Source organism: uncultured Sphingomonas sp., from assembly GCF_913774285.1.
Classification (GTDB): domain Bacteria; phylum Pseudomonadota; class Alphaproteobacteria; order Sphingomonadales; family Sphingomonadaceae; genus Sphingomonas.
Genome location: NZ_CAJYHX010000024.1, coordinates 46,776 through 70,247, shown reverse-complemented (window position 1 = coordinate 70,247; position 23,472 = coordinate 46,776). Strand labels below are relative to the sequence as shown.

Here is a 23,472-nt window from a genome sequence, read left to right as displayed (position 1 = left end):
TCAACCTGCTGTGCTTGAGTCGCGGCTTGCATGCCCATCCTCCCAGACCGATCCGTTTTCCGAGGCTGTGCCTCCAGATTCGTTAACGTTAACGTAGGCGAACTTGTATGACAGGTTCAAGTGCAAATTTGCGTGGACCCTCACGCCCGATCGTTTCGCCTGGCAATTCTGGCCGGTTTCGCATAGAACCTGTCCGATAAGTTACCGCCGACATTTGGCAGGCAAGGGGAGGGGCATGGCGGTTGCAGGGGCCCGGAGTACGGGGCGGTGAACCAGCCGCGGCTATCCGATCACGCCTATGCGGCGATCGTCGAACTCATCAAGGCGGAGGATCTCGAGGTCGGCGCGCGGCTGCCCTCGGAAGCGCGGCTGGCCGAGATGTGCGGCGTCTCGCGCGCGATCGTCCGCGAGGCGCTGGTGCGGCTTGGCTCGGACGGGATCACCGAGGTGCGGCGCGGCGCCGGCTCGTTCGTGAAGGGGCGCCCTTCGGAGCGCCTCGCCGCGTTCATGCCGCTCGCCGAGCTTCCCGCCACGCTGGGTAGCTACGAGGTGCGCTTCGTTCTGGAGACCGAAGCCGCGCGGCTCGCCGCCGTCCGCCGCACCGCCGAGCAGATGGCGGTGCTGGAAGCCGCGCTCGCGGACCTGCGTGCGGCGCTGCTGTCCAGCGCACCGGCCCATGTCGAGGACCGCGAACTCCACCGCGCGATCGCGGATGCCACCGGCAATCTCGCCTTCCAGCAGGCGTTCGACGCGCTGTGGCCCGATGTCGAGAAAGTGATGCAGGCGGGCGTCGACATTTCGCGGTCGCGCTCGGTGGACGTGATTGCCGTGATGCTCCACGAGCATGAGGTGATCGTCGAGTCGATCCGCGCCCAAGATCCCGAGCGCGCCGCGCTGGCGATGCGCTGGCATCTGGGGGAGGGGCGGCGCCGGCTCATGCCCTGAGCGCGGGCTGCTCCAGATAGGCGAGAACGCGGTCGCACAGCGTGGCCGGCGGCAGGGTCGCGGGCAGGATCAGCACGCCTTCGTCGGGCTGCGGGCGCTCCAGCGTTTCCAGCTGGCTGTCGAGCAGGCTGGTCGGCATGAAATGCCCCGGGCGCGACGACATGCGCTTGAGAAGCTGCGCGCGATCGGCCTCCAGCAGCACGAACTGCACCGGGCCGGGGATCTCGCGCCGCAGCCGGTCGCGATAGACCCGCCGCAGCGCCGAGCAGGCGGCGACCGACACCCCGCAGGTGTCGATCGACGCCGCCACCGCCGACCCGATGCGATCGAGCCAGGGCCAGCGATCGGCATCGGTGAGCGGGGTGCCGTCGCGCATCTTCACCACCGCTTCGGCCGAGTGGAAGGCGTCGCCCTCCAGAAACACGCAGCCCAGCGCCTCGGCGAGCAGCGCGCCCAGCGTCGACTTGCCCGAGCCGCTCACCCCCATCACGATCACGGCTGCAGCGGCAGGCGATCGGGCAGGCAGGTCAGACATGGGCAAGGCTCCGGCAAGAGGGTGCAGCCTCGCTTGTGAAAGGCTGCAGCGATGCTGAAAACTACGACCTTGGTCGCAGGTGCCGCTAGCCCTTCAACGGGTTAGCCCGTGCAATCAAGAACTAAGCTGAGAATGGGGATGGATATGCGCTGCTTCCTGGCCGGTCTGCTCGTTGCGACCTCGCTCACCGCGCCGGCGGTGGCGCAACATGCCTCGGTGTTCCCCACAGCGCCGGACGAGCCGAGGGCCGTCACGGTGAAGGCGCGCGGCGACGGCAAGGCCGATGATACGGCGGCGATCCAGAAGGCGCTCGACGATGCGCGCGACGCCACGCGGCACGGCATCGTCTTCCTCCCCTCCGGTCGCTACCGGATCAGCCGCACGCTGGTCGTGCCGGCAGGCGTGCGTGTCTACGGCGTCGGGCCGACGCGGCCGACGATCCTGCTCGGCGCCAGCACGCCCGGCTTCCAGCAGGGCGTCTCGACGATGATCGTGTTCGGCGGCGACGACCAGTATGCGGTCGGCAAGGTGCCGGTGCCGGTCCCCAATGTCGTGCCGCGCGATAGAATCGTCCGCGACGCCAATTCGGGCACCTTCTATTCGTCGATGAGCAATGTCGACATCGAGATTGCTGAGGGCAATCCGGCGGCGGCGGGCGTGCGCTTCCGCATGGCGCAGCATGCCTTTCTCAGCCACATGGAGTTCCGCCTCGGCAGCGCGTTCGCCGGCGTGTACCAGGCCGGCAACGTGATCGAGAAGGTGGCGTTCAAGGGCGGGCGCTACGGCATCGTCACCGAGAAGACCTCGCCCGCCTGGCAGTTCACGCTGATCGATTCGACCTTCGACGGCCAGCGCGAGGCGGCGATCCGCGAGCATGAGGTGGACCTGACGCTGGTCAACGTCGCGATCCGCGACACGCCGGTGGGGATCGAGATCGACCGCGGCTATTCGGACTCGCTCTACGGCAAGGACGTGCGGTTCGAGCGCGTCTCCAAGGCCGGGGTGATCATCTCGAACGAGAACAACGTGTTCACCCAGATCGGTTTCGACAATGCGGTGGCGGTCGACAGCCCAGTGTTCGCCCGCTTCCGCGAGAGCGGCAAGACCGTGGCGGGGAAGGGCAGGGCGTACCGCGTCGGCGCCTTCTCCTATGGTCTCAAGGTGCCGAAGCTCGGCGAAATGGGCGAATATGACCTGCAGGCGGAGGTGCAGTCGCTGCCCTCGATGCCGGCGCCGCGCGCGGCCGCGGTCCGCGATCTGCCGCCGATGCGCGAGTGGGTAAACGTCCGCAAGCTGGGCGTGAAGGGCGACGGCACGACCGACGACACCGCCGCGCTGCAAAAGGCGATCGACGGCAACCGCGTGCTCTATCTGCCCATCGGCTTCTACAAGGTGACCGACCGGTTGAAGCTCCGTCCCGACACCGTGCTGATCGGGCTCCATCCGGCGACCACCCAGCTCTACATCCCCGACGACAACCCGGCCCATCGCGGGCTTGGCACCGTCATTCCGATCCTCGAGACCCCGCAGGGGGGCGACAACATCCTCTCCGGCCTCGGCCTGTTCACCGGCCGGGTGAACCCGCGCGCCTCGGCAGTGCTGTGGCGCTCGGGGGCGAACAGCCTGATGCAGGACGTCAAGATCATGGGCGGCGGCGGTACCCCCACCGCCGATGGCAAGCCGCTCGGCAGCCTGCAGGGCCGCACCGGCGATCCGGTGGCCGAAGGCCGCTGGGACGCGCAATATCCGAGCATCTGGGTGACCGACAATGGCGGCGGCACCTTCACCGATGTGTGGAGCCCCAACACCTTCGCCCAGGCCGGCTTCTACGTCACCAACACCAGCACGCCGGGCCATGTCTACGAGATGTCGGTCGAGCACCATGTCCGCAACGAGTTCGTGCTCGACAATGTGGCGAATTGGGAGTTCCTCGCGCCCCAGACCGAGCAGGAAGTCGGCGACGGCCCCGACGCGGTGTCGCTCGAGATCCGCAACTCGCGCAACCTGCTGTTCGCCAACTATCATGGCTATCGCGTCACCCGCAGCTACCACCCGGCGAAGAGCGCGGTGAAATTGTTCAATTCCTCGGACATCCGCTTCCGCAACGTTCATGTGAACGCCGAGAGCGGCTTTGCGGCATGCGACGACGAGGGCTGCGGCACCTTCCTGCGCGTCAGCAAATATCCGTTCGACAATGCGATCGAGGACGTGACCGGCAAGCGCCTCGTCCGCGAGCGCGAGTTCGCGCGGCTCGACATCGGCGCGGTGGCGCGGCAGGTCGCGGAGAAGGCCGCCCCGGCCAAGCTCGAGAAGCTGGAGGACGGCTTCTATTCGATCTCCGGCGCGACCGTGGATGCGCAGGGCCGGCTCTACTTCATCGACCGCCGCTTCCAGCGGATCCAGCGCTGGACCGAAGCCAAGGGCCTGGAGATCATCCGCGACCACGCGCTCGATCCGGTCAACCTCGCGGTCGACGCGTCGGGCCACCTGCTGGTGCTGTCGTCGCTGGGGCCCAAGGGCGCGGTCTATTCGATCGATCCGGATGGCCCGCGCGACCAGCTGACCCGCATCGAGCCGACGCCGATCGGGGCAGGGGCGGGCGCGAAGACGCTGCTGCCGGTCAACTGGTGGGCCAACGGCGAATTCCGCGACCAGCTCGACCAGCAGACCTACCAGTTCACCACCATGGCCGAGCTGTTCGCCAAGGAGGCGATGGAGCCCAAGACCCAGGCCTATGTCTCGCCCGACGGCAGCGTCGCGCTGCCCGCCTTCCGGGTATGGCAGCAGGGGCCGATCGACCATGTCGGCTGGCGCTGGTCGCACGCGCTCAACGCCAATGGCCTGGTTGGCGGCAAGCAGGGCGAACGGCTGTTCGTCACCAACGGGTCGGAGAACATCACCTATGCCGGCACCGTCGGCCCCGCCGGCACGCTCACCAACCTCAAGCCCTTCGCCAATCGCGGCGGCGAGAGCGTCGCGGTGGCGCCGGACGGGCGCGTCTATGTCGCGAACGGGCAGGTGTTCGTGTACGGCGCGGACGGCAAGGAGGTCGGCCGGATCGACGTGCCCGAGCGGCCGCTCCAGATCCTGTTCGGCGGCGCGGACAAGCGCACGCTGTTCATCCTCACCCACCACGCGCTCTACGCCACGCGGCCCTGAACGGACCGCGCCGGAGGCATCTACCACCTATGTCGTAGATGCCTGCGGGGCTCGGCAGGTCTAGCGTCGCACCATCATTGCCACGGGTCGGATAACGCCCGGAAAACATTGGAGGGGTTCGTCGCATGAAAGCCATTCTCACGTCGCAGCTGCGCCTTGGCGGCGCGAGCCTGATCGCGCTCGCGGCCATGGGATGGGCGAGCGCGGCGCATGCCCAGACCACCACCGCGGACCCGGCGCCCGCCGCCGAAGTGCCGCAGGCGGACACCGCTGCCCAGACGGAGCAGAACGACCAGATCGTCGTCACCGGCTCGCGCATCGTCGCCAGCGGCTTCACCGCCCCGACGCCGACGACCGTGATCGGCGCCGAGCAGATCGCCGCCAATGCGCAGCCCAACCTGTTCAACACCATCGCCCAGCTGCCCTCGCTCCAGGGCTCGACGGGTGCGGCGACCGGCACCTTCAGCACCTCGAGCGGCACCCAGGGCCTCAGCTCCTTCTCGCTACGCGGCCTGCAGCCGATCCGCACGCTGACGCTGCTCGACGGCCAGCGCGTCGCCGCCGCAAACGTCAGCGGCGTGCCGGACATCAGCCTGTTCCCGCAGCTGCTCGTCCAGCGCGTCGACGTGGTCAATGGCGGCGCCTCGGCCACCTATGGCTCGGATGCGGTCGGTGGCGTGGTGAACTTCATCACCAACACCCGCTTCACCGGCTTCAAGGCCAATGTGATGGGCGGCATCACGACGTACGGCGACAACAAGCAGATCCTGGCGCAGGGTGCCTGGGGCGGCTCGTTCGCGGGCGACAGGCTGCACGTGATCGTCAGCGGCGAATATGCCCATGACGGCGGCGTCGGCCCCGGCGACTTCGGCACCGACCTCGCCCGCAGCCGCAATTGGTACAAGGCGACGACGCTGCTGAACACCGGCGTCACCACCGGCGGATCGCCGCAGTTCGTCTACAGCGACTACGCCCAGCCCTATCAGTACGCCCGCTACGGCCTGATCAACAACGGACCGCTCCAGGGCATCGCCTTCGACGCTGCCGGCAACCCGTACAATTTCCAGTATGGCTCGGGCGGACAGCCGCTCGGCAACGGCCGGGTGAGCAACTGCTATCCGGGCAACAGCTTCTGCGTCGGCGGCGACCTCAGCGGTGCGCCGGGTTCGGGCGCGTCGCTGGTCTCGAAGCTGCAGCGCGTGGTCGGCTATACGCGGATCGGCTATGATTTCGCGCCGGGCAACGAATTCTACGGCACGCTCAACATTGGCCAGGTCAAGACCAACAACCAGCCGAGCCCGGGCTATAACCGCCCGAACCTGACCGTGCAGTGCGCCAACCCCTATCTGCCGCAGCTGGTGCGCGATCGCTGCGCGACGGCCGGGATCACCTCGTTCAACTTCGGCACCAGCAACGGCGCCTTTCCCGATCCGCAGGTCTATACCGATCGTCGCCAGTATCGCGGCGTGCTCGGCGCCAAGGGCAAGTTCTCGGCGGCCGGCGGCGAGTGGAACTATGATGCCTATTACGAGCATGGCGAGACGATCGCGGACATCAACGTCCACGACATCGTGCTGCAGAACCGCTATGTCGCCGCGACCAACGCGATCGCGCTCAACGGCGCGATCGTCTGCGCCGATCCGGTGGCGCGCGCCGCGGGCTGCCAGCCGATCAACATCTTCGGCGGCTTCGCGCCCTCGGCCTCGGCGCTGGCCTATGTCACCCCCGCCAACGGCCCGTTCCAGCACACCAAGCTGACCCAGGACGTGGTCAGCGCCAACATCTCGGGCAATCTGTTCGACCTGTGGGCCGGTCCGCTCAGCCTGGCGATCGGCGGCGAATATCGCCGCGAATTCTACCGGGTGAATGCCGATCCGTACGGCGCGGGCGCCACCAGCCCCAACAGCGCCGCCTACCCGGTCGACCCGCTGCTCAACCAGACGCTCGGCAGCAACTGGGCGGCGGGCAACTACAAGAATGGCGGCGGCAAGTACAATGTCTACGAGTTCTCGGCGGAAACCAACCTGCCGCTGCTCGACAGCGCGAGCCTCGGCCGGGCCAATCTGAACGCCGCCGCGCGCTACACGCACTACAGCACCTCGGGTTCGGTCTGGGCGTGGAAGATCGGCGGCACCTGGTCGACCCCGATCGACGGCATCCGCCTGCGCGCGGTCACCTCGCGCGACGTGCGTGCGCCGAACCTGTCGGAGCTGTTCGCCGCGCCCACCGTCACCACGCTGCCGAACTTCAACGATCCGTTCCGCAACGTCGCGGTTCAGGCGTTCCAGAACACGGTGGGCAACCCCAATCTCAAGCCCGAAATCGCGCGCAACACCGAAGTCGGCATCACGCTGGCCAACCCAACCTGGCTGCCGGGCCTGAGCCTCTCGTTCGACTATTACACGATCAAGCTGAGCGGAGTGGTCTCCACCCTGTCGCCGGACCAGATCGTCCGCTTCTGCTTCGAGGGCAACCAGGCCTTCTGCGGCGGCTTCGTGCTCAACAGCCCGGTGCAGGGCGGCAATTTCATCAACGTTCAGCCGTTCAACCTGGCGAGCTGGAAGACCAGCGGCTTCGACATCGAGGCGAGCTATCGCTGGCAGCGGCCGCTCGGCCTGCCGGGCAACTTCACCGTCCGCGCGCTGGGCACCCATGTGCAGGAATTCCTCGTCCGCGCCGGCATCGCCGGGGTGGCGACGGTGGACAATGCCGGCGCCAACAACGGCGCCACGCCCGACTGGAAGTGGCTGGCGATCCAGACCTACGATACCGACAAGTTCAGCCTGCTGGTGCAGGAGCGCTGGTTCTCCGACGGCAATTTCGGCAACCAGTATGTCGAATGCCAGAGCGGCTGCCCGGTCTCGACCGGCAACAACCCGACGATCAGCCGCAACTTCATGCCCGGCGCCTTCTATGTGGACGTCGGCGGCTCGTACAAGGTCACCCGTGGGCTGGAGGGCTATTTCAAGGTCGACAACCTGTTCAATGTCGACCCCGTGCCGGCGCCGCAGACCAACACCGGTCTCGACGTGAACCCGGCGCTCTACGACACGATCGGCCGCACCTACCGCATCGGCGTTCGCCTCAACTTCTGATCCTTTCGTCCCCCCGACGATCTCCTGGTCCCGGTCGCAAGACCGGGACCTTTGTTTTGTGCGGAAACCCGGGCGGTCGCGGGCGTTGAGGGCGGGTGCGCAACGCTGCGCCCCGATCAACGGAGACGAAGCATGACCGAAGCCACCCAGACTGCCGCCAAGACCGTGTCGAACAGCAAGACCGCGCTGACCGACGACATCCGCGCCCATTTCTCGGGCGATGCCCCCATCACCGAAAAGGCCAAGAGCTTCGCCAAGGCGCGGCCCTGGACCAGCGCTGCCTTTCTCGGCATCGCCGCGCTGGCGGTACTGAACGGCGTGCGCGGCGTCCGTCCGTGAGCATCCGGCGGTGGGGGTGTGTCACCCCCACCGCAGCTTGTCACTTCCTTGTCACGTGGAATGCGCGTACTGGCAATTCGCCATTGCCGGGGTTATATACCGCTCGTTATGAAAACCGCAGCCTGTACCGTAACCAAGGGTCGCCCCCGCGAGTTCGACGTCGACGAGGCGCTGACGGCGGCGCTCCGCATCTTCTGGACCAAGGGCTATGAAGGTGCCTCTCTGACCGACTTGACCGAGGCGATGGGCATCACCCGGCCCAGCCTCTATGCGGCGTTTGGCAACAAGGAATCCTTGTTCTGCAAGGCGCTGGACCTCTACGAGCGCGAGAAGACATCCTATATCGGCCGGGCGCTGGAAGCCCCGACCGCGCGCGGCGTGGCGGAAGCGCTTCTGCGTGGCGCGTTGGAGCGACAGCGGGACACCAGCGATCCCAAGGGCTGCATGGGCGTGATCAATTCGGTGGCATGCGGCGCCGAGGCCGAGTCGATCCGCGAGGAAGTGCTCAAGCGCGGCGAGGCGGCCAAGCGCGCGATCGTCACGCGGTTCGAACGCGCGAAGGAAGAGGGTGATCTCCCCGCCCATGCCGATCCGGAAGGCCTGACCGCCTATCTGATCGCGCTACTGCAGGGGATCGCGTTGCAGGGCGGCGCGGGTGCCACCTGCGCCGATCTCGAGCGACTCGTCCAGACCAGCCTGTCGATGTGGCCGGCGCGCTGAGGCCGGCCGTTCGCTAGAGCGGCCTGCACTCAGTCATTGGGGACGGTCAGCACGATCCCGGTTTTGTCTTCCTGCTTCGAGACCATCACCGACACCTGCTTGCCGTCCTTCTCGCCGGTGATCATCGCCGCGTCGGCCATCAGCATGGACTGGGGCAGCTTCCAGCCCTCCTTGGCAAGCGCGGCCTTGTAGAAATCGCCGACCTTGGCGACCGGATCCTGGGTCGCGAGCGTCACCATCTTGGTCTTGCGGCCGCCCGAGTCGGTTTCCATCACCCCGTCGACGGTCGCGCCCGGATAGACCGGCGCATAGGTGGGCATCACCACCGCGGCCGCGGCGGCACCCTGGGTCGTCTTGATGCTGCCGTTCGCCGTGATGATCGAGGACGTGCCGGCGCTTTCGTCGGTCTTGTAGGTGGTGCCGGCGATCGTCGTGGACTTTTCTTTGGACCCGCACGCGGCGAGGAGGAAGGCGGCAACGAGAACGGCACGGCGCATCGGTCAAGTCTCCTAGGCACGGCGAAAATGCAGACGTTTGGAACGCCTGGACAATGGCCGTGTAGCGATCGTCCATGTGGTTATCAAACACGCCGCTGGGGGCGGCCACCACGCGGCGAGAAGAAAACGTTTCGCAGCCGCAAAACAGGCTTGCGAGGAAAAATACCGGCCGGTATAAAAAGCCTGTTGACGCACCGCAGCGCGACTTATATACCGACTGGTATAGAAAGTGATCCGCCGCCCCTACGGGGTCGCGGGGCAGACGGAGACGCGGACATGCGCCAGCTTGCACGCAAGAAACGGGGTGAGCCCTAGGCTCGAACCTTCCACAGCAACGACGTAACGGGCGCTGCCTTTCGGCAGAAGGACGCGGCGAGGCATCGCTGCGATCCATGGCTCGCGACCAACTGAATCCATCCCGGCACCCGGATCCGCAGCAGGCGCTTCTCGGGAGGGCGGAGCCTTGCTCGCCGCCGGCGCAACCGAGGGAGAATGACATGGCATATCTCGATCTCACCGACATGGCCGGCAACGCCGCCGCGCTGCCCGCCTTCCTCGCCACGCCGCGCGAGGAAACCAAGCTGAGCGCGCTCGAATGGCAGGTCGTCGCGATCGCCCAGAAGGACCGCCTGTCCTCGCTGGAGGCGCCGAGCCGCCTCTCGATCGCCTTGGGCGTGATCTTCGGCGGCGAACGCGGCAATCCGCGGCTGGCCGATCCCAAGCTCGAGGCGCTGCGCCGCATCGCCGTCATTTCCTGGCACCGCGGCTTCCGCGTGCCCCAGTCCGAAATCCAGCGCTTCCACGAAGCCGGCTACACGCCCGGCCAGCTGGAGACGCTGCTCACCAGCATCAGCCGTGGTCGCGCGGCGATGAATCAGGGGAACCATCATGAATATGCACGCGCCCATTGAGGGCGAAGCGGTGGCCGAGCGCCGCCCCAAGCGACTGCGCACCTGGCAGAAGGCGGCCCTGGTCGTCGTGCCGGTGGGCGTGGTCGCCGCCGGCTTCAGCCTGAGCGGGCGCAACGCCCCCGCCGTGGCTGCGCCGGCCGCACCCGTCGTCACCGTCGCCGCGCCGCTCGCCCGCGAAGTCAACGAGTGGGACGAATATGTCGGCCGCTTCGAGGCAAGCCGCACCGTCGAGGTGCGGCCGCGCGTGTCGGGCGCCGTTACCGCGATCCACTTCAAGGACGGCATGGTGGTGAAGCAGGGCCAGCTCCTCTTCACCATCGATCCGCGTCCGTTCACCGCCGCGCTCGCCGAGGCCAAGGCAGGCGTGGCCAGCGCGCAGAGCGATCTCGCACTCGCCCGTTCGGACCTCGACCGCGCCCAGCGGCTGGTCAGCGTCGAAGCCGTGTCGAAGAGCGATGTCGAACGTCTCCAGGCCCGCGTCCGCGCGGCCACTGCCGCTGTCGCCGCGGCGGAGGCCCGGGTCCGTGCCCGTGCGCTCGACGTCGAGTTCACCCAGGTGCGTGCGCCGATTTCGGGCCGCATCTCCGATCGCAAGGTCGATCCCGGCAATCTGGTCGCCGCCGGGGAAGGGCAGGGGGGTACGCTCCTCACCACGATCAACGCGCTCGATCCGATCTACTTCACCTTCGACGGCTCGGAGGCCCTGTTCCTCAAGGCCAAGCGTGCGGCAGGGTCGTCCGCCAGCCCGGTCGAGATCCGGCTGCAGGACGAAGGCGACTATCGCTGGAAGGGACAGATCGACTTCACCGACAACGGGCTCGATCCCAAGTCCGGCACGATCCGCGGTCGCGCGGTGCTGGCGAACAAGGACATGTTCCTGACGCCTGGCATGTTCGGCAACATGCGGCTCGCCGCGGGCGGCAAGGCGCAGGCGCTGCTGGTGCCCGACGCCGCGATCCAGACCGACCAGGCGCGCAAGCTGGTGCTCACCGTCGGCGCGGACGGCACCGTGGTGCCGAAGCCGGTGGTGCTCGGCCCGGTGGTCGACGGTCTCCGCATCGTCCGCTCCGGCCTCGCGCCCCAGGACAAGGTGGTGATCGCCGGGACGCAGTTCGCCCAGCCCGGCGGCAAGGTGCAGCCCAAGGCCGGCACCATCACGCCGAACGCCGCGACCGACGCGCCGATCGTTTCCGCTCCGGTCACGGGCCAGGCGACCTTCGCCCGCTGACCGAACTGCCGCCGGGCGCACCCCAGAGGCCCGGCGGCAGGTAGTTTCCCGTGTGCCCGTCCGCGCGATCCAGCGCGGGCGCGAGCACGCGCGTCCGCCAGGGAAAGGAGAAGGCCATGCGCCTCTCACGCTTCTTCATCACCCGCCCGATCTTCGCGGCGGTGATCGCGATCATCATCACGATCCTGGGCGGCATCGCCTATTTCGCGCTGCCCATCTCGCAATATCCCGACATCGTGCCGCCGACGGTCACGGTGACGGCCAGCTATCCCGGCGCCTCGGCCGAGACCGTGGCGGAAACCGTCGCCGCGCCGATCGAGCAGGAAATCAACGGCGTCGACGACATGCTCTACCAGTCGTCGCAGTCGACCGGCGACGGCAATGTGACCATCACCGTCACCTTCAAGACCGGCACCAACCTCGATGCCGCGCAGGTGCTGGTGCAGAACCGAGTCGCGGTCGCGATCCCGCGCCTGCCCGAGGAAGTGCAGCGCCTCGGCGTCGTCACCCGCAAGACCAGCCCCGACTTCCTGATGGTGGTCAACCTGATCTCGCCGGACAACTCGATCGATCGCAGCTACATCTCCAACTATGCGCTGACCCAGGTGAAGGACCGCCTCGCGCGGCTCGAAGGCGTGGGTGACGTGCGCATGTTCGGTGCGCGCGACTATGCGATGCGAGTGTGGATCGATCCCGGCCGCGCCGCCGCGCTGAACCTCACCGCCGGCGACATCGTCCAGGCGCTGCGCGGGCAGAACATCCAGGTGGCCGCGGGTACGCTCGGCCAGCCGGGCTCGCAGCCGAGCGGCAATGCCTTCCAGCTCAACGTCGAGACGCAGGGACGCCTGAAGACCCCGGCCGAGTTCGGCCGCGTCGTTATCCGCACCGATAGCGAGGGCCGCCAGGTCCGCGTGAGCGACGTCGCGCGCGTCGAGCTCGGCGCCGCCGACTATTCCTCCAACACCTATCTCTCGAACAAGCCGACCGTGATCCTGGCCGCCTTCCAGCGCCCGGGCTCCAACGCGCTTGCCGCCGCGATGCGGATCAAGGCGGAGATGGACACGATCTCGAAGACCTTCCCCAAGGGCCTCGAATATCGTGTGATCTACAACCCCACCGAGTTCATCGCCCAGTCGATCGACGCGGTGTACCATACGCTGGGCGAAGCGGTGATCCTCGTCGTCCTCGTCGTGATCGTGTTCCTCCAGAAATGGCGGGCGGCGATCATCCCGGTGGTGGCGATCCCGGTCTCGCTGATCGGCACCATGGCGGTGCTGCTGCCGATGGGCTACTCGCTCAACAACCTGTCGCTGTTCGGGCTGGTGCTCGCCATCGGCATCGTCGTCGACGACGCGATCGTCGTGGTGGAGAATGTCGAGCGCAACCTGGCGCATGGCATGACCCCGCTCCAGGCCGCACGCACCTCGATGGACGAAGTGTCGGGCGCGCTGGTCGCGATCGTGCTGGTGCTGTTCGCGGTGTTCCTGCCGACCCTGTTCTTGAATGGGCTTTCGGGCGCCTTCTACAAGCAGTTCGCCGTGACGATCTCGGTCGCCACCGCCATCTCGCTGCTCGTCTCGCTGACGCTTTCCCCGGCGCTCGCCGCGGTGCTGCTCAAGCATCACGAGGGCGAGGCCAAGGGCCGGATCGGCCGCGTGTTCAGCCGTGCAGCCGACGCCTTCAACCGCGGCTTCGAGCGGATGAGCAACGGCTATGCCCGCCTCACCCACAAGCTGGTCACCCGGCCCAAGCGGATGATGGTCGCCTATCTCGGCCTGATCGCCGCGACGGTCGCGACCTTCTGGGTGACGCCCGTCGGCTTCATCCCGGCGCAAGATCAGGGCTATTTCCTCACCGTCATCCAGCTGCCGCCGGGCTCGTCGCTCGAGCGTACCGATGAAGTGATGCGCAAGGTGGTCGCGCGCATCCTGCCGATCCCGGGCGTGAAGGGCTCGGTGATGCTCGCGGGCTTCGACGGCCCGTCGCAGACGCTCGCCCCGAACAGCGCCGCCGCATACGTGCCGCTGCAGAGCTTCGAGGAGCGCAAGAAGCTCGGCGTCAACATCGCCGGCATCATGGCCGAGGCGCGCAAGCGCACCGCCGACATCAACGAGGCGATGCTGCTCGTGGTCCCGCCGCCGCTCATCCAGGGCATCGGTTCGGCCGGCGGCTATCGCCTGATGGTCGAGGATCGTGCAGAACATGGCTATCAGGCACTGGGCGCCACGTCCTTCGGCCTGATCGGCCAGGCCAACAAGACGCCGGGGCTCGCCCAGGTCTATACCTTCTTCAACACCGCGACGCCGCGCGTCTTCGCCGATATCGACCGCCGCAAGGCCGAGATGCTGGGCGTGCCGCCGGAGCGGGTGTTCGAGGCGCTCAACGTCTATCTCGGCTCGGCCTTCGTCAACGACTTCAACATGCTCGGCCGCACCTACCGCGTGACCGCGCAGGCCGACGCGCCGTTCCGGGCGACCGAGGCCGACATCGCCAACCTCAAGACGCGCTCGGACGCCGGCGGCATGGTGCCGATCGGATCGGTCGCGACCTTCGAGAACAAGACGGGCCCGTATCGCGTGACGCGCTACAACCTGTTCCCGGCGGTGGAAGTCGATGGCGATACCGCGCCGGGCTACAGCTCGGGCGCCTCGCTCGACGCGATGGAGAAGCTCTCGGCCGAACTGCCGGCAGGCTATGCGGGCGAGTGGACCGGCATCGCCTATCAGCAGAAGATGGCAGGCAGCACGGCAGGCCTGGTGTTCGCGCTGGCGGTGCTGTTCGTCTTCCTGGTGCTGGCGGCGCAATATGAAAGCCTGACGCTGCCGCTGGCGATCATCCTGATCGTGCCGATGTGTCTGCTGGCGGCCATGGCGGGCGTGAACCTGCGCGGCATGGACAACAACGTGCTGACGCAGATCGGGCTCGTCGTGCTGATCGCGCTCGCCGCCAAGAACGCGATCCTCGTGGTCGAGTTCGCCCACCAGGCGGAGGTCCGCGACGGCCTGTCGCCGGTGGAAGCCGCGGTGCGGGCGGCGCAGGACCGGCTGCGGCCGATCCTGATGACCAGCTTCGCCTTCATCCTCGGCGCGGTGCCGCTGCTGATCGCGAGCGGTGCGGGTGCGGAGCTTCGCCAGGCACTGGGGACCGCCGTGTTCTTCGGGATGATGGGCGTCACCGGCTTCGGCCTCTTGTTCACGCCGACCTTCTACGTGGTTTGCCGCGCGCTGGGCGCGCGGCTCGCCCGGCGGCGCGGGCAGGGTGGGGCGCACCACCAGCTCCAGCCGGCCGAGTAAGAGCAAGTGGTTGCCACCCCTTCCAGCCGTGGTTCCGGCAAAAGCCGGAATCCATTGGGGTCACCGGTCCGGCACGCGCCGATGCCGAGTGGCGAATGGATCCCGGCTTCCGCCGGGATGACGGGTCAGGGAAGCGGTGGGCCGTTCAAACGAACCCGGTTCAACTGAACCAACCGGCGGGCGCTGCCCATGCGCCCGCCGCAGGAGATTTCACATGCAACGCATGGCTTCGATCATGGCCGCAGTCTCGGCGCTGGCGCTTTCGGCCTGCGCCGTCGGCCCCAACTACAAGGCGCCCGCCCGGCCGCAGAGCGCTGCGGGGGCGTTCCTTTCCACCACCCCGGCGGTTTCGACCGCGCCGGTGCAGGAGGGCTGGTGGCGGCTCTACAACGATCCGGTGCTCGACCGGTTGGTGACGGAGGCGCTTGCCGCCAACACCGATGTCCGCGTCGCGGTCGCCCGCATCGAGCGCGCCCGCGCGACGTTGCGCGGCGCAACTTCGGACCGGCTTCCCCAGGCGACCGCCAGTGCCGGCGCCAATTACGGGCGCCTGCCGGTGGGGCAGCGCCCGATCGGCAGCGCGCAGGAAGACTGGCAGATCGATACCGGCCTCAACGTCTCCTATGAGGTCGACCTGTTCGGTCGCATCTCGCGCAACGTCGAGGCGGCACGCGGCGATGTCGCTGCGGCCCAGGCCGATGCGGATGCGGTCCGCGTGATCGTCGCGGCGGATACGGCGCGTGCCTATGCCGATGCGGTGTCCTCGGCCGAGCGTCTGGCGGTGGCGGAGCGGATCGTGGCGCTGCTCGACCAATCGATCGACCTGACCCAGCGCCGCCGCAATGTCGGCCTCGCGACCCGGCTCGACGTCGCCCGCATCGCCGCGCTGCGCAACCAGCGCCAGGCGGACGTGCCGGCGCTCGCCGCGCAGCGAGACGCCGCACTGTTCCGCCTCGCCACGCTGATCGGCAAGACGCCGGCCGAACTGCCCGCCGAGGCGCGCGAGCGGCACACCACGTTGCGACTTGATCAGCCGATCCCGGTCGGTGACGGCGCGGCGCTGCTCGCCCGGCGGCCGGACGTGCGTGCGGCGGAGCGTCGTCTGGCGGCATCAACGGCACGGATCGGCGTTGCCACGGCCGACCTCTATCCGCGCATCTCGCTCGGCGGGTCGGGTGGATCCACCGGCAATGACTTCGGCAACATCTTCGGGGCAGGGCCGCTGCGCTGGCTGGTCGGCGGGCTGATCAACTGGACGGTGAACCCGGCGCCGGCGCGTGCCCGGATCGCCGCGGCGGAGGCGGATAGCCGCGCCGCGCTCGCGACCTTCGACGGCACGGTGTTGACCGCGCTGCAGGAGACCGAGACCGCGCTGTCGAACTACGGCCGCGCGCTCGAGCGGCGCACCGCGCTGCAGGCGGCGCTCAACGAAGCGGAAGCGGCGGTGCGGATCGCCCGCGCGCGCCAGACCGAGGGCGACATCAACTCGCTCGACCTGCTGGATGCCGAGCGGACCTTCGCCGATGCCCAGGCCGCGTTGGCCACGGCCGACGCCGCGATCGCCGAGGCGCAGGTCAACCTGTTCCGCGCGCTCGGTGGCGGCTGGCAGCAGCAAGCCTGAGAACCCACGCTCCGGCGCCGCTTCCGAACGGTAGCGGCGCCGGGGGGCAACCCTTAGAGGGCGATCTCGCCCTCGTCGCTGCCATTCCAATAATGCAGCCGGCGCGCGCGGACATGGATCATCACCACGCCCGGCGTGTCGATGCCCTGCTCGAACCAGCGATCGAGATCCTTGGTCCAGTGCGCGGCGAACTGCGCCTTGTCGCGCACCAGATCGGCATCGCCTTCCACCGCGACGAACAGCGGCGGTCCGCCGAGCAGCCCAGCCGCGCCGGTGAAGGTGAGGCCCACTTTCGGTTCGGCCTCGATGTCGGCGATGGTGCGTGCGCTGTCATAGCTGAAGAAATAGCTGTCGCCGCGATATTCGACCTCGCCGTTGTTGCTCATCGGGCGGCTCGCGATGGCGCCCCCATCCGTCCGGGTGGAGAGCATGCCGAAGTCGATCTTGCCCATCTTCTTCGCCAGCGATTCCAACGTCATTTCCGCCATGCTGCGCTCCTTCCACACGACCGGGCATTCCGGCCGGAGGCATCAACCATGGCCGAGGGCATGGGTTGCGTCGGCTGGCGCTGCCGGCCGACGGAAAAACTTAATCCGTTTTGAACCATTCCCGCTGCGCCCGGCACTTACGGCATGCGAACGCTTCCGGCCGCAGCGTTCCCCCTGTGTGCGGCCGAGGCCGACGTGCGTGTCCGATCCGGTGTCCGCCCCTGTGCACCGGATCGGACCAATCAAGGGAGAACCATTGCATGCGTATTCTGTTGGGCGCTGTTGCGCTCGCCTCGCTCGCCGCCGCACCCGCGCTGGCCCAGACCCAGACCGTCACCGATGCCACGGGCGATTTCCTTTCCGGCTATACCGGTCCGAAGCGCGGCGATCTTGATGTCACCAGCTTCTCGGTGAGCTATGATTCCGCCGCCAAGCTGTTCACGCTGGGAACCACCTTCGCGGGTGCGATCACCCCGGGCACGCCCGGCTTCTATGTGTTCGGCGTCAACACCGGCAAGGGCGCGATCCGGCCGTTCGGCGGGATCGGTCAGGGCAATGTGATCTTCGATCAGGCGATCGTGGTGCAGAAGGACGGCACCGGCTCGATCGGCGGCACCGCGCTCGATTCGAATTGGGTGGCGATCGCCGGCAACATCCTGACCGTGAAGGTGCCGCTGTCGCTACTGCCGAGCACCGGCTTCGCGCCGGGCAAGTACGGCTTCAATCTCTGGCCGCGCACCGGCTTCGGGGGCAACGCCCAGATCAGCGACTTCGCACCCGAGAACGCCACCCTCGCGGCCGCCGTGCCCGAGCCGGCGAGCTGGGCGATGCTGATGCTCGGCGCCGGCGCCGCGGGCGGCATGCTCCGCTATCGCCGTCGCCGCCAGGCGACGCCGGCGCTCGCCTGATCTCCCGACGCCGGCCGGGCGCGCAAAACCACCCGGCCGGCGAAAAATTGCACCTCGGGTCGCACCGGTTGAACCTTCGCTCCCCTACACTCCACTAAGGGGGAGCGAAGGCAGGTGCGTGATACAGAGCGATCCCCAGGCGCGGCAATCGGCCGCACGGCAGGACGACGAGGAGATGGGCCTCGTCGCGGCAGTGCGCGCGCGCGACCTGCGGGCGTTCGAGCAGCTCTATCGCCGCTACCAGCCACGGCTCACCCGCTTCGTCGGCACGCTGCTCCGCTCGCCGGGGCTGGTCGAGGAAGTGGTCAACGACACGCTGATGGTGCTGTGGCAGAAGGCGGGGGACTTCACGGGCGCCAGCCGCCTCTCGACCTGGCTGTTCGCCATCGCCTATCGCAAGGCGGTGCGGGCCCGCCCCCGCGAGCCGCAGCGCGCCGAGGACGTGGCGGCGCTCGTCGAGCTCGCCGATGACAGCAGCACGGATGCGGGGCTGTCGCGCGATCGCACCCGGCAGGCGCTCCAGCGCGCGATGGGCGTGCTCTCGGCCGAGCATCGCGCGGTGGTGGACCTCACCTATTTTCACGAGATCGGCTATCGCGAGATTGCCGAGATTCTGGGATGTCCGGTCGATACGGTGAAGACGCGGATGTTCCATGCCCGGCGCCAGTTGCGGCGCGCGATGGCGGGCGAATTGGCGGACTGGATCTAGACGATGGGCGACCTACTCCATTTGCGCGGCGATCCGCACGAAGCGACGATGCTGCTGCTGCCCTGGTATGTGACCGGGGAGATCGAACCCGGCGACCGGCTGTTGGTCGACGCGCATCTCGCCGACTGTGCGGAGTGCCGCGACGAACTGGCGGCGGAGCGACGGCTGCATGGCGCCGTGGCGGACCTGCCCGCACCGAGCGTTGCCGGCTGGGACCAGATGGTCGCCGAACTCGCCCGGCCCGAGGCGCCGGCGCAGCTGCCGCGAAGCTTCCTGCGCCGCGCGGGCTGGATGCTGGCGGCGCAGGCGGCGGTGCTGGTGCTCGGCGTCGGCGTGGTGCTGCACCTGCAGCGTCAGGTGCCGTCCGTCGCCACGCCGCAACCCTATCATGCGCTCGGCGCGCCGCAGGAGGGGCAGACGGGCAATATCCTGGTGATGTTCGCGCCCGACACCCGCGAGCCGGCACTGCGCAAGGCAATCGAAGCCTCGGGCGCGCGGCTGGTCGACGGACCGACCGCGGCGGGTGCCTATCTGCTCGCCATTTCGCCCGGCGAACGTGCGGCAGCGTTGGCGCGGCTGCGGACGCAGCCGGGGGTGACGCTGGCCCAGCCGGTCGACGCCGCGCCATGAGGCGGCTGGGCGCGGCACTGCTGCTCCTGCTGCTCGCGGCGGTGCCGTTGCAGGCACGCGCCGCCGAGGAGGATGCGCCGCGCATCCTGATGATGCTCCGCCTGGCACCCGCGCACTTCCGCGCCGGAAGCGGCTATGGCGGCGGCTATGGCGAGGACCAGTCGGCGGCGGCGCGGCGGCGGATCGCGGCGGCGGTGGCCAAGCGCAACGGGCTGCGCCTGGCCGGTAACTGGCCGATGCCGATCATCGGCATCGATTGCTTCATCCTGATCGTGCCCAAGGGCCGCGCGCCGGTAGAGGCGGCCGCGCAGGTCGCCCGGGATCCGGCGGTCGAATGGTCCGAGCCGGTTGCGACCTTCGAAGCCCAGGGCGATCCCATGCCCAATGATCCGCTCTATCCGGCGCAGCCCGTGGCGCGTGCCTGGCACTTGGCGGTGCTGCACCGTACCGCCACTGGGCGGGGCGAGCGGATTGCGGTGATCGACAGCCAGGTGGATGCCCGGCACCCCGATCTGGCGGGTCAGGTCGCGATCGAGCGCAATTTCGTCGATGGCGCAGGCGTCGCGGCGGAACGGCACGGCACCGGCATCGCCGGGGTGATCGCGGCGCGGCCGGACAATGGCGTCGGCATCGTCGGCATCGCCCCCGGCGCCCGCCTGCTCGCGCTGCGCGCCTGTGCGGAGCAGGGGGCGGGCCCCGGTGCCGCGACGCTCTGCGACAGCCTCAGCCTCGCCCGCGCGGTAAGCTTCGCGGTCGAGCAGCGCGCCGATGTGATCAACCTCAGCCTCGCCGGGCCACCCAGCCGGCTGCTCGAGACGCTGCTGCGGATCGGAGTCGCGCGCGGCGCAACGGTGGTCGCGGCCTATGATCCCAAGCTGCGCGGCGGCGGCTTTCCGGCCGCGATGCCCGGCGTCGTCGCGGTGGCGGAGACGCCGGTAGGGCAGGCGGGCGGGCCCTATGCCGCGCCCGGCCGCGACATTCCCACGACGCAACCCGGCGGCCGCTGGTATCTGGCAAGCGGTTCCTCCTATGCTGCCGCCGAGGTGAGCGGGCTGATCGCGCTGATCCGCGAAGGGCATGCGACACCCGGCAGACGGAGCGCGCTCGTTTCTGCTAGACCCGGCGGCGGAGAAATCGATGCCTGTGCGAGCGTTGTCGGGAAGGCGAAATGCGCAGCGCTGCGCCGCTGAGGCGCTGCTGGCACTCGCGCTGCTGAGCGCGGTACCGGCGCGCGCGCAGTGGAGCGGGCAGGTCTCGGTCACCAACGACGAGCGCTGGCGCGGGCGCAGCATCAGCGCGGGGCGCCCCGCCGCGACGCTGTCGCTCGGCTATGACGATCGCTCGGGCATCTATGCCGACGCTTCGGCAACCGTGGCGGCGCTGCCGCAGGGGGTGGCGCTGGTGTCGGCAGGTGTCGATGCCGGCTATGCCTGGCGGCTGTCCGGCGGGCATGTGCTCGATGTCGGGGTAACGCGGCGCGAGTTCCGCAGCGCCGCGACGACGCCCCGCGGATCGGGCTACACCGAAGCCTATCTCGGCATCGGCGGCCGCAGCTTGTCGGCGCGGCTGCACTATTCCCCCGACTATCTGTGGCGTGACACCTCGACGCTCTACGCCACGGTCGATGGCGTCGCGCGCCCGGCACCTGGCTGGCGGCTCCTCGCCCATGCCGGGGCAATGCAGTTCCTGGGGACGGTGCCGCGTTACAGCGCCGACCGGACGCAGATGGATTACAGCCTCGGTGTGGCGAAGCGGTTCGGGCGGATCGACGCCCAACTTGCCTGGAGCGGCGGTGCGCCGGGCACCGATTTCTATCGCGGCGCCGCGCATGCGCGCCGGGCGGTCACGCTGGTGCTATCGCTCGGCTTCTGAAGCGGGCGCGGGGCCGATGCTGTCACGCAGGATCAGCCGATGGGGCAGGCGAAGCGAGGGCGTCGCCTTGCGGCTCTCTGCGGGGCGGGTGAGCAGCTCTACCGCCGCCGCTGCCATCTCGACATGCGGCTGGTGGACGGTGCTGAGCGGCGGCCAGGCCATGCGGGCGATCGCGGCATCGTCGAACCCGGCGATTGAGAGCTGGTCGGGCACCGCGATCCCGGCGCGCATCGCCGCGACCAGGACGCCCAGCGCCATCTCGTCATTGGCGGCGAAGATCGCGCTCGGCCGGTCCGGGCCTGCCAGCAGCTTTTCGCCGGCTGCCAGGCCTGCGCGGAAGGTGAAGTCGCCCGGCAGCGTTCGCTCTGCGCGCAGGGCAAGGCCCGCCGCGGCCATCGCCGCTGCGAAGCCCTCTTGCCGGCGGGCGGCGGCATGGTGCTCGGGATTGCCCTGGATGAAGCCGATGTCGCGGTGGCCGAGGGCGATCAGCGCTTCGGTCAGCTCGCGCGCGGCGCCGCGTTCGTCCATTTCCACCGCGGCGGTACGATGGTCGGCATCGCCGGGCGAGACCCGCACCACGGAAACCTCCATCCGCGCGAACAGATCGAGCAGTTCGGGCCAGTCGCACAAGGGCGGAGGAAGGATCGCGCCGCCCAGCCGCATCGCGCGCAGCGACGCTTCGCACTCCGCCAGCCAGCCGGGCCGGTCGCGCGTCACCTGCTCGACGACAAGATGGTAGCCGAGCGCCCGGCACCGCGCGAGCGCGCCGCGCTGGACATCGGCGGCATAGGCCGAGGCCGGGTCGTCGAAATAGAGGCCGAGCAGGAAGGAGCGGGCGCTGGACAGCTCGCGGGCAAAGGCATTGGGGCGATAGCCGAGTTCGTCGACCACCTTCTGTACCGCCGCGCGCACCTCGGGCCGGACATAAGCCTCGCCGTTGATCACGCGCGAGACGGTCTTGGGCGAAACGCCCGCCTGCCGGGCGACGTCCTTGAGGGTAAGCGGCTTCATGCGTGTGCAGTCTTATCGCCTCGCAGGCGATAGCGCTATCATGCATGCGAAGCCGGCGATCCCCAGATAGCACAGCAGCGGCAGCGCCAGTGCGGCGGCGAGCCCGACCTGGTCGGCCAGCGCGCCGGTGGCGAGCGGCACCACGGCGCCGCCGACCACCGCCATGCACAGGATCATCGAGGCATAGGCGGCAAGCCCGCGGTCCTCGGGCAGCGCCAGCGCGAAGATCGTCGGGTACATGATGGCGTTGCACAGCCCCACTGCGATCAGCGCCGCGGCTCCCGCTATGCCCTGCGCGCCGCTTGCGATGCCGACCAGCAGCACGGCCCCGAGGGCCACCCCCGCAAGCAGCCGCGCCGGTGCGATCCGCGCCAGCCCCAGCGCGCCGGCGAAGCGCCCGAGCATCGCTCCGCCCCAATAGAGGCTGACCAGCCGCCCGGCGCTTGCCGGATCGATGGCGAGGATCGTCGGCAGCGCGAGATAATTGGCGAGCAGGCTGCCGATCGTCACTTCCGCGCCGACATAGCCGAACATAGCGAGCGCCCCCCAGGCGAGCCGCCGTTCGCGCAGCACCCGGCCGAGTGCCGCCAGCGGCAGCCGCGCCGGGGCGGGGTGGGACGCCAGCAGGTCGCGCGCGCGCCAGAAGACGAGGCACAGCCCCCCCAGCACCACCGCGCAGGCGAGGAACGGCAGCGCCAGCGGCACGCGCCCCATCGCGCCGAGCTGGAGCAGGAAGCCCGCGCCGAGCAGCGGCGCCAGCACGGTGCCGACCGAGTTGAACCCCTGGAGCAGGGTCAGCCGCGCGGCGCCGCCCCCTTCGGTTGCGACCAAGGGCTGCACGACATTGGCGGCGATCTGGAGAAAGGTGATGCCGGTCGACAGGCTCAGCAACGCCAGCAGCAGCAGCGGATAACTGCCGATCCACGCCGCGCCGCCCAGCGCCACGCAGGCGCAGGTCATCACCGCCAGCCCGGCGGCGATGGCGCGCATATAGCCGGTGCGGACCAGCAGCGCGGTGATCGGCAGCGCGAACAGCAGATAGCTCGAATGGAAGGCGAACTGCACCAGTACCGCACGGGTATAGTCGAGCCGGTCGATCAGCGTCAGCCGCGGCACCAGCAAACCGACCAGCGCCGTGACGAAGCCGCCCATGAAGAAGATGCCGATCGAGCGGCGAAACAGGCGCGCGACCATGACCGATGCCGAGGAGGGGAGGGGAGCGGATGCCACGCCCGGACCTTAGCGGCCGCCGCGCGCCAGGCAATGCGGGTCGGCTTTGTGCTTGACATCGATGTCAGATGTATCCAGACATCGCTGTCAGAAAACTAGCTCGCAACAATGCGGGTCGAAATGGGGGAGAGGACATGCCGGGCATTGCTGCCGTTCGCTGCGCGACTGCGCCGACGCGCGCCTTCACCCCAATACGCTTTCCGGTTCCGGCCCCCTCCTCAAGGGCGGATTACCTGCGGCCGTCGTCCGCCCCGATGGACGGCGGCCGCATTTTTCGGGCT

The 23,472-nt window shown here is 68.7% G+C and carries 19 protein-coding genes; 14 read left to right on the top strand and 5 right to left on the bottom strand.

From position 1 onward, the window contains the following. Positions 1-267 precede the first annotated feature (267 nt). On the top strand, positions 268-945 hold the full coding sequence (locus QZ670_RS11870; protein ID WP_294255484.1) for an FCD domain-containing protein: 678 nt from the start codon (positions 268-270) through the stop codon (positions 943-945). On the opposite strand, the gene QZ670_RS11865 is transcribed toward QZ670_RS11870, so the two are convergent. Next, a complete protein-coding gene (locus QZ670_RS11865; protein ID WP_294255482.1) occupies positions 935-1,480 on the bottom strand; it encodes a gluconokinase in 546 nt (181 codons plus the stop codon). The two genes, QZ670_RS11870 and QZ670_RS11865, sit on opposite strands and share 11 nt — an antisense overlap. 138 nt (positions 1,481-1,618) lie before the next feature. Between QZ670_RS11865 and QZ670_RS11860 the strand changes: the two genes are divergently transcribed. From QZ670_RS11860 to QZ670_RS11845, 4 genes are all read left to right on the top strand, one after another. Beyond that, positions 1,619-4,639 carry a glycosyl hydrolase family 28-related protein gene (locus tag QZ670_RS11860; protein WP_294255479.1) on the top strand — a complete coding sequence of 1,007 codons (3,021 nt, stop codon included), beginning with the start codon at positions 1,619-1,621 and terminating at the stop codon, positions 4,637-4,639. Positions 4,640-4,764: 125 nt separating this feature from the next. Then, complete coding sequence (locus QZ670_RS11855) at positions 4,765-7,734, top strand: TonB-dependent receptor (protein ID WP_294255477.1); 2,970 nt, start codon at positions 4,765-4,767, stop codon at positions 7,732-7,734. Positions 7,735-7,866: 132 nt separating this feature from the next. Next, positions 7,867-8,073: a hypothetical protein gene (locus QZ670_RS11850; protein ID WP_294255472.1), complete on the top strand. Its 207-nt coding sequence runs from the start codon at positions 7,867-7,869 to the stop codon at positions 8,071-8,073. 108 nt (positions 8,074-8,181) lie between these two features. Then, positions 8,182-8,793: a TetR/AcrR family transcriptional regulator gene (locus QZ670_RS11845; RefSeq protein ID WP_294255470.1), complete on the top strand. Its 612-nt coding sequence runs from the start codon at positions 8,182-8,184 to the stop codon at positions 8,791-8,793. Positions 8,794-8,822: 29 nt separating this feature from the next. Here QZ670_RS11845 and QZ670_RS11840 read toward each other — a convergent pair whose 3' ends face one another. Next, positions 8,823-9,290 (bottom strand): hypothetical protein, encoded by a 468-nt coding sequence (locus tag QZ670_RS11840; RefSeq protein WP_294255467.1) that lies wholly within the window; start codon positions 9,288-9,290, stop codon positions 8,823-8,825. Between the two features lie 497 nt (positions 9,291-9,787). Here QZ670_RS11840 and QZ670_RS11835 point away from each other — a divergent pair, with 497 nt between their 5' ends. From QZ670_RS11835 to QZ670_RS11820, 4 genes are all read left to right on the top strand, one after another. After that, positions 9,788-10,201 carry a hypothetical protein gene (locus tag QZ670_RS11835; RefSeq protein ID WP_294255465.1) on the top strand — a complete coding sequence of 138 codons (414 nt, stop codon included), beginning with the start codon at positions 9,788-9,790 and terminating at the stop codon, positions 10,199-10,201. Next, positions 10,179-11,429, top strand: a complete 1,251-nt coding sequence (locus QZ670_RS11830) for an efflux RND transporter periplasmic adaptor subunit (protein WP_294255462.1) — start codon at positions 10,179-10,181, stop codon at positions 11,427-11,429. Before QZ670_RS11835 ends, QZ670_RS11830 begins: the two co-directional genes overlap by 23 nt. A gap of 116 nt (positions 11,430-11,545) precedes the next feature. Then, complete coding sequence (locus tag QZ670_RS11825; RefSeq protein ID WP_294255459.1) at positions 11,546-14,722, top strand: multidrug efflux RND transporter permease subunit; 3,177 nt, start codon at positions 11,546-11,548, stop codon at positions 14,720-14,722. A gap of 214 nt (positions 14,723-14,936) precedes the next feature. Beyond that, complete coding sequence (locus QZ670_RS11820) at positions 14,937-16,343, top strand: efflux transporter outer membrane subunit (protein ID WP_294255455.1); 1,407 nt, start codon at positions 14,937-14,939, stop codon at positions 16,341-16,343. Positions 16,344-16,396: 53 nt separating this feature from the next. On the opposite strand, the gene QZ670_RS11815 is transcribed toward QZ670_RS11820, so the two are convergent. Next, positions 16,397-16,831: a pyridoxamine 5'-phosphate oxidase family protein gene (locus QZ670_RS11815; protein WP_294255452.1), complete on the bottom strand. Its 435-nt coding sequence runs from the start codon at positions 16,829-16,831 to the stop codon at positions 16,397-16,399. A 260-nt stretch (positions 16,832-17,091) separates the two neighbouring features. Here QZ670_RS11815 and QZ670_RS11810 point away from each other — a divergent pair, with 260 nt between their 5' ends. The 5 genes from QZ670_RS11810 to QZ670_RS11790 all read left to right on the top strand — a co-directional run bounded on the left by QZ670_RS11810 (position 17,092) and on the right by QZ670_RS11790 (position 20,950). Next, positions 17,092-17,739, top strand: a complete 648-nt coding sequence (locus QZ670_RS11810) for a PEP-CTERM sorting domain-containing protein (protein ID WP_294255449.1) — start codon at positions 17,092-17,094, stop codon at positions 17,737-17,739. Positions 17,740-17,857: 118 nt separating this feature from the next. Next, positions 17,858-18,448 (top strand): sigma-70 family RNA polymerase sigma factor, encoded by a 591-nt coding sequence (locus tag QZ670_RS11805; RefSeq protein WP_294255446.1) that lies wholly within the window; start codon positions 17,858-17,860, stop codon positions 18,446-18,448. A 3-nt stretch (positions 18,449-18,451) separates the two neighbouring features. Continuing rightward, the gene (locus QZ670_RS11800) at positions 18,452-19,078 is read left to right on the top strand and encodes a zf-HC2 domain-containing protein (protein WP_294255443.1); all 627 of its coding nucleotides are present in this window, start codon (positions 18,452-18,454) and stop codon (positions 19,076-19,078) included. Next, positions 19,075-20,268 carry a S8 family serine peptidase gene (locus QZ670_RS11795; protein ID WP_294255440.1) on the top strand — a complete coding sequence of 398 codons (1,194 nt, stop codon included), beginning with the start codon at positions 19,075-19,077 and terminating at the stop codon, positions 20,266-20,268. Before QZ670_RS11800 ends, QZ670_RS11795 begins: the two co-directional genes overlap by 4 nt. Then, complete coding sequence (locus QZ670_RS11790) at positions 20,231-20,950, top strand: TorF family putative porin (RefSeq protein WP_294255436.1); 720 nt, start codon at positions 20,231-20,233, stop codon at positions 20,948-20,950. Before QZ670_RS11795 ends, QZ670_RS11790 begins: the two co-directional genes overlap by 38 nt. Here QZ670_RS11790 and QZ670_RS11785 read toward each other — a convergent pair. Together QZ670_RS11785 and QZ670_RS11780 are read right to left on the bottom strand one after the other, a co-directional pair. Beyond that, positions 20,933-21,961 carry a LacI family DNA-binding transcriptional regulator gene (locus QZ670_RS11785; protein ID WP_294255434.1) on the bottom strand — a complete coding sequence of 343 codons (1,029 nt, stop codon included), beginning with the start codon at positions 21,959-21,961 and terminating at the stop codon, positions 20,933-20,935. The two genes, QZ670_RS11790 and QZ670_RS11785, sit on opposite strands and share 18 nt — an antisense overlap. Positions 21,962-21,973: 12 nt before the next feature. Continuing rightward, the gene (locus QZ670_RS11780) at positions 21,974-23,191 is read right to left on the bottom strand and encodes an MFS transporter (protein ID WP_294255432.1); all 1,218 of its coding nucleotides are present in this window, start codon (positions 23,189-23,191) and stop codon (positions 21,974-21,976) included. Positions 23,192-23,472: the final 281 nt, after the last annotated feature.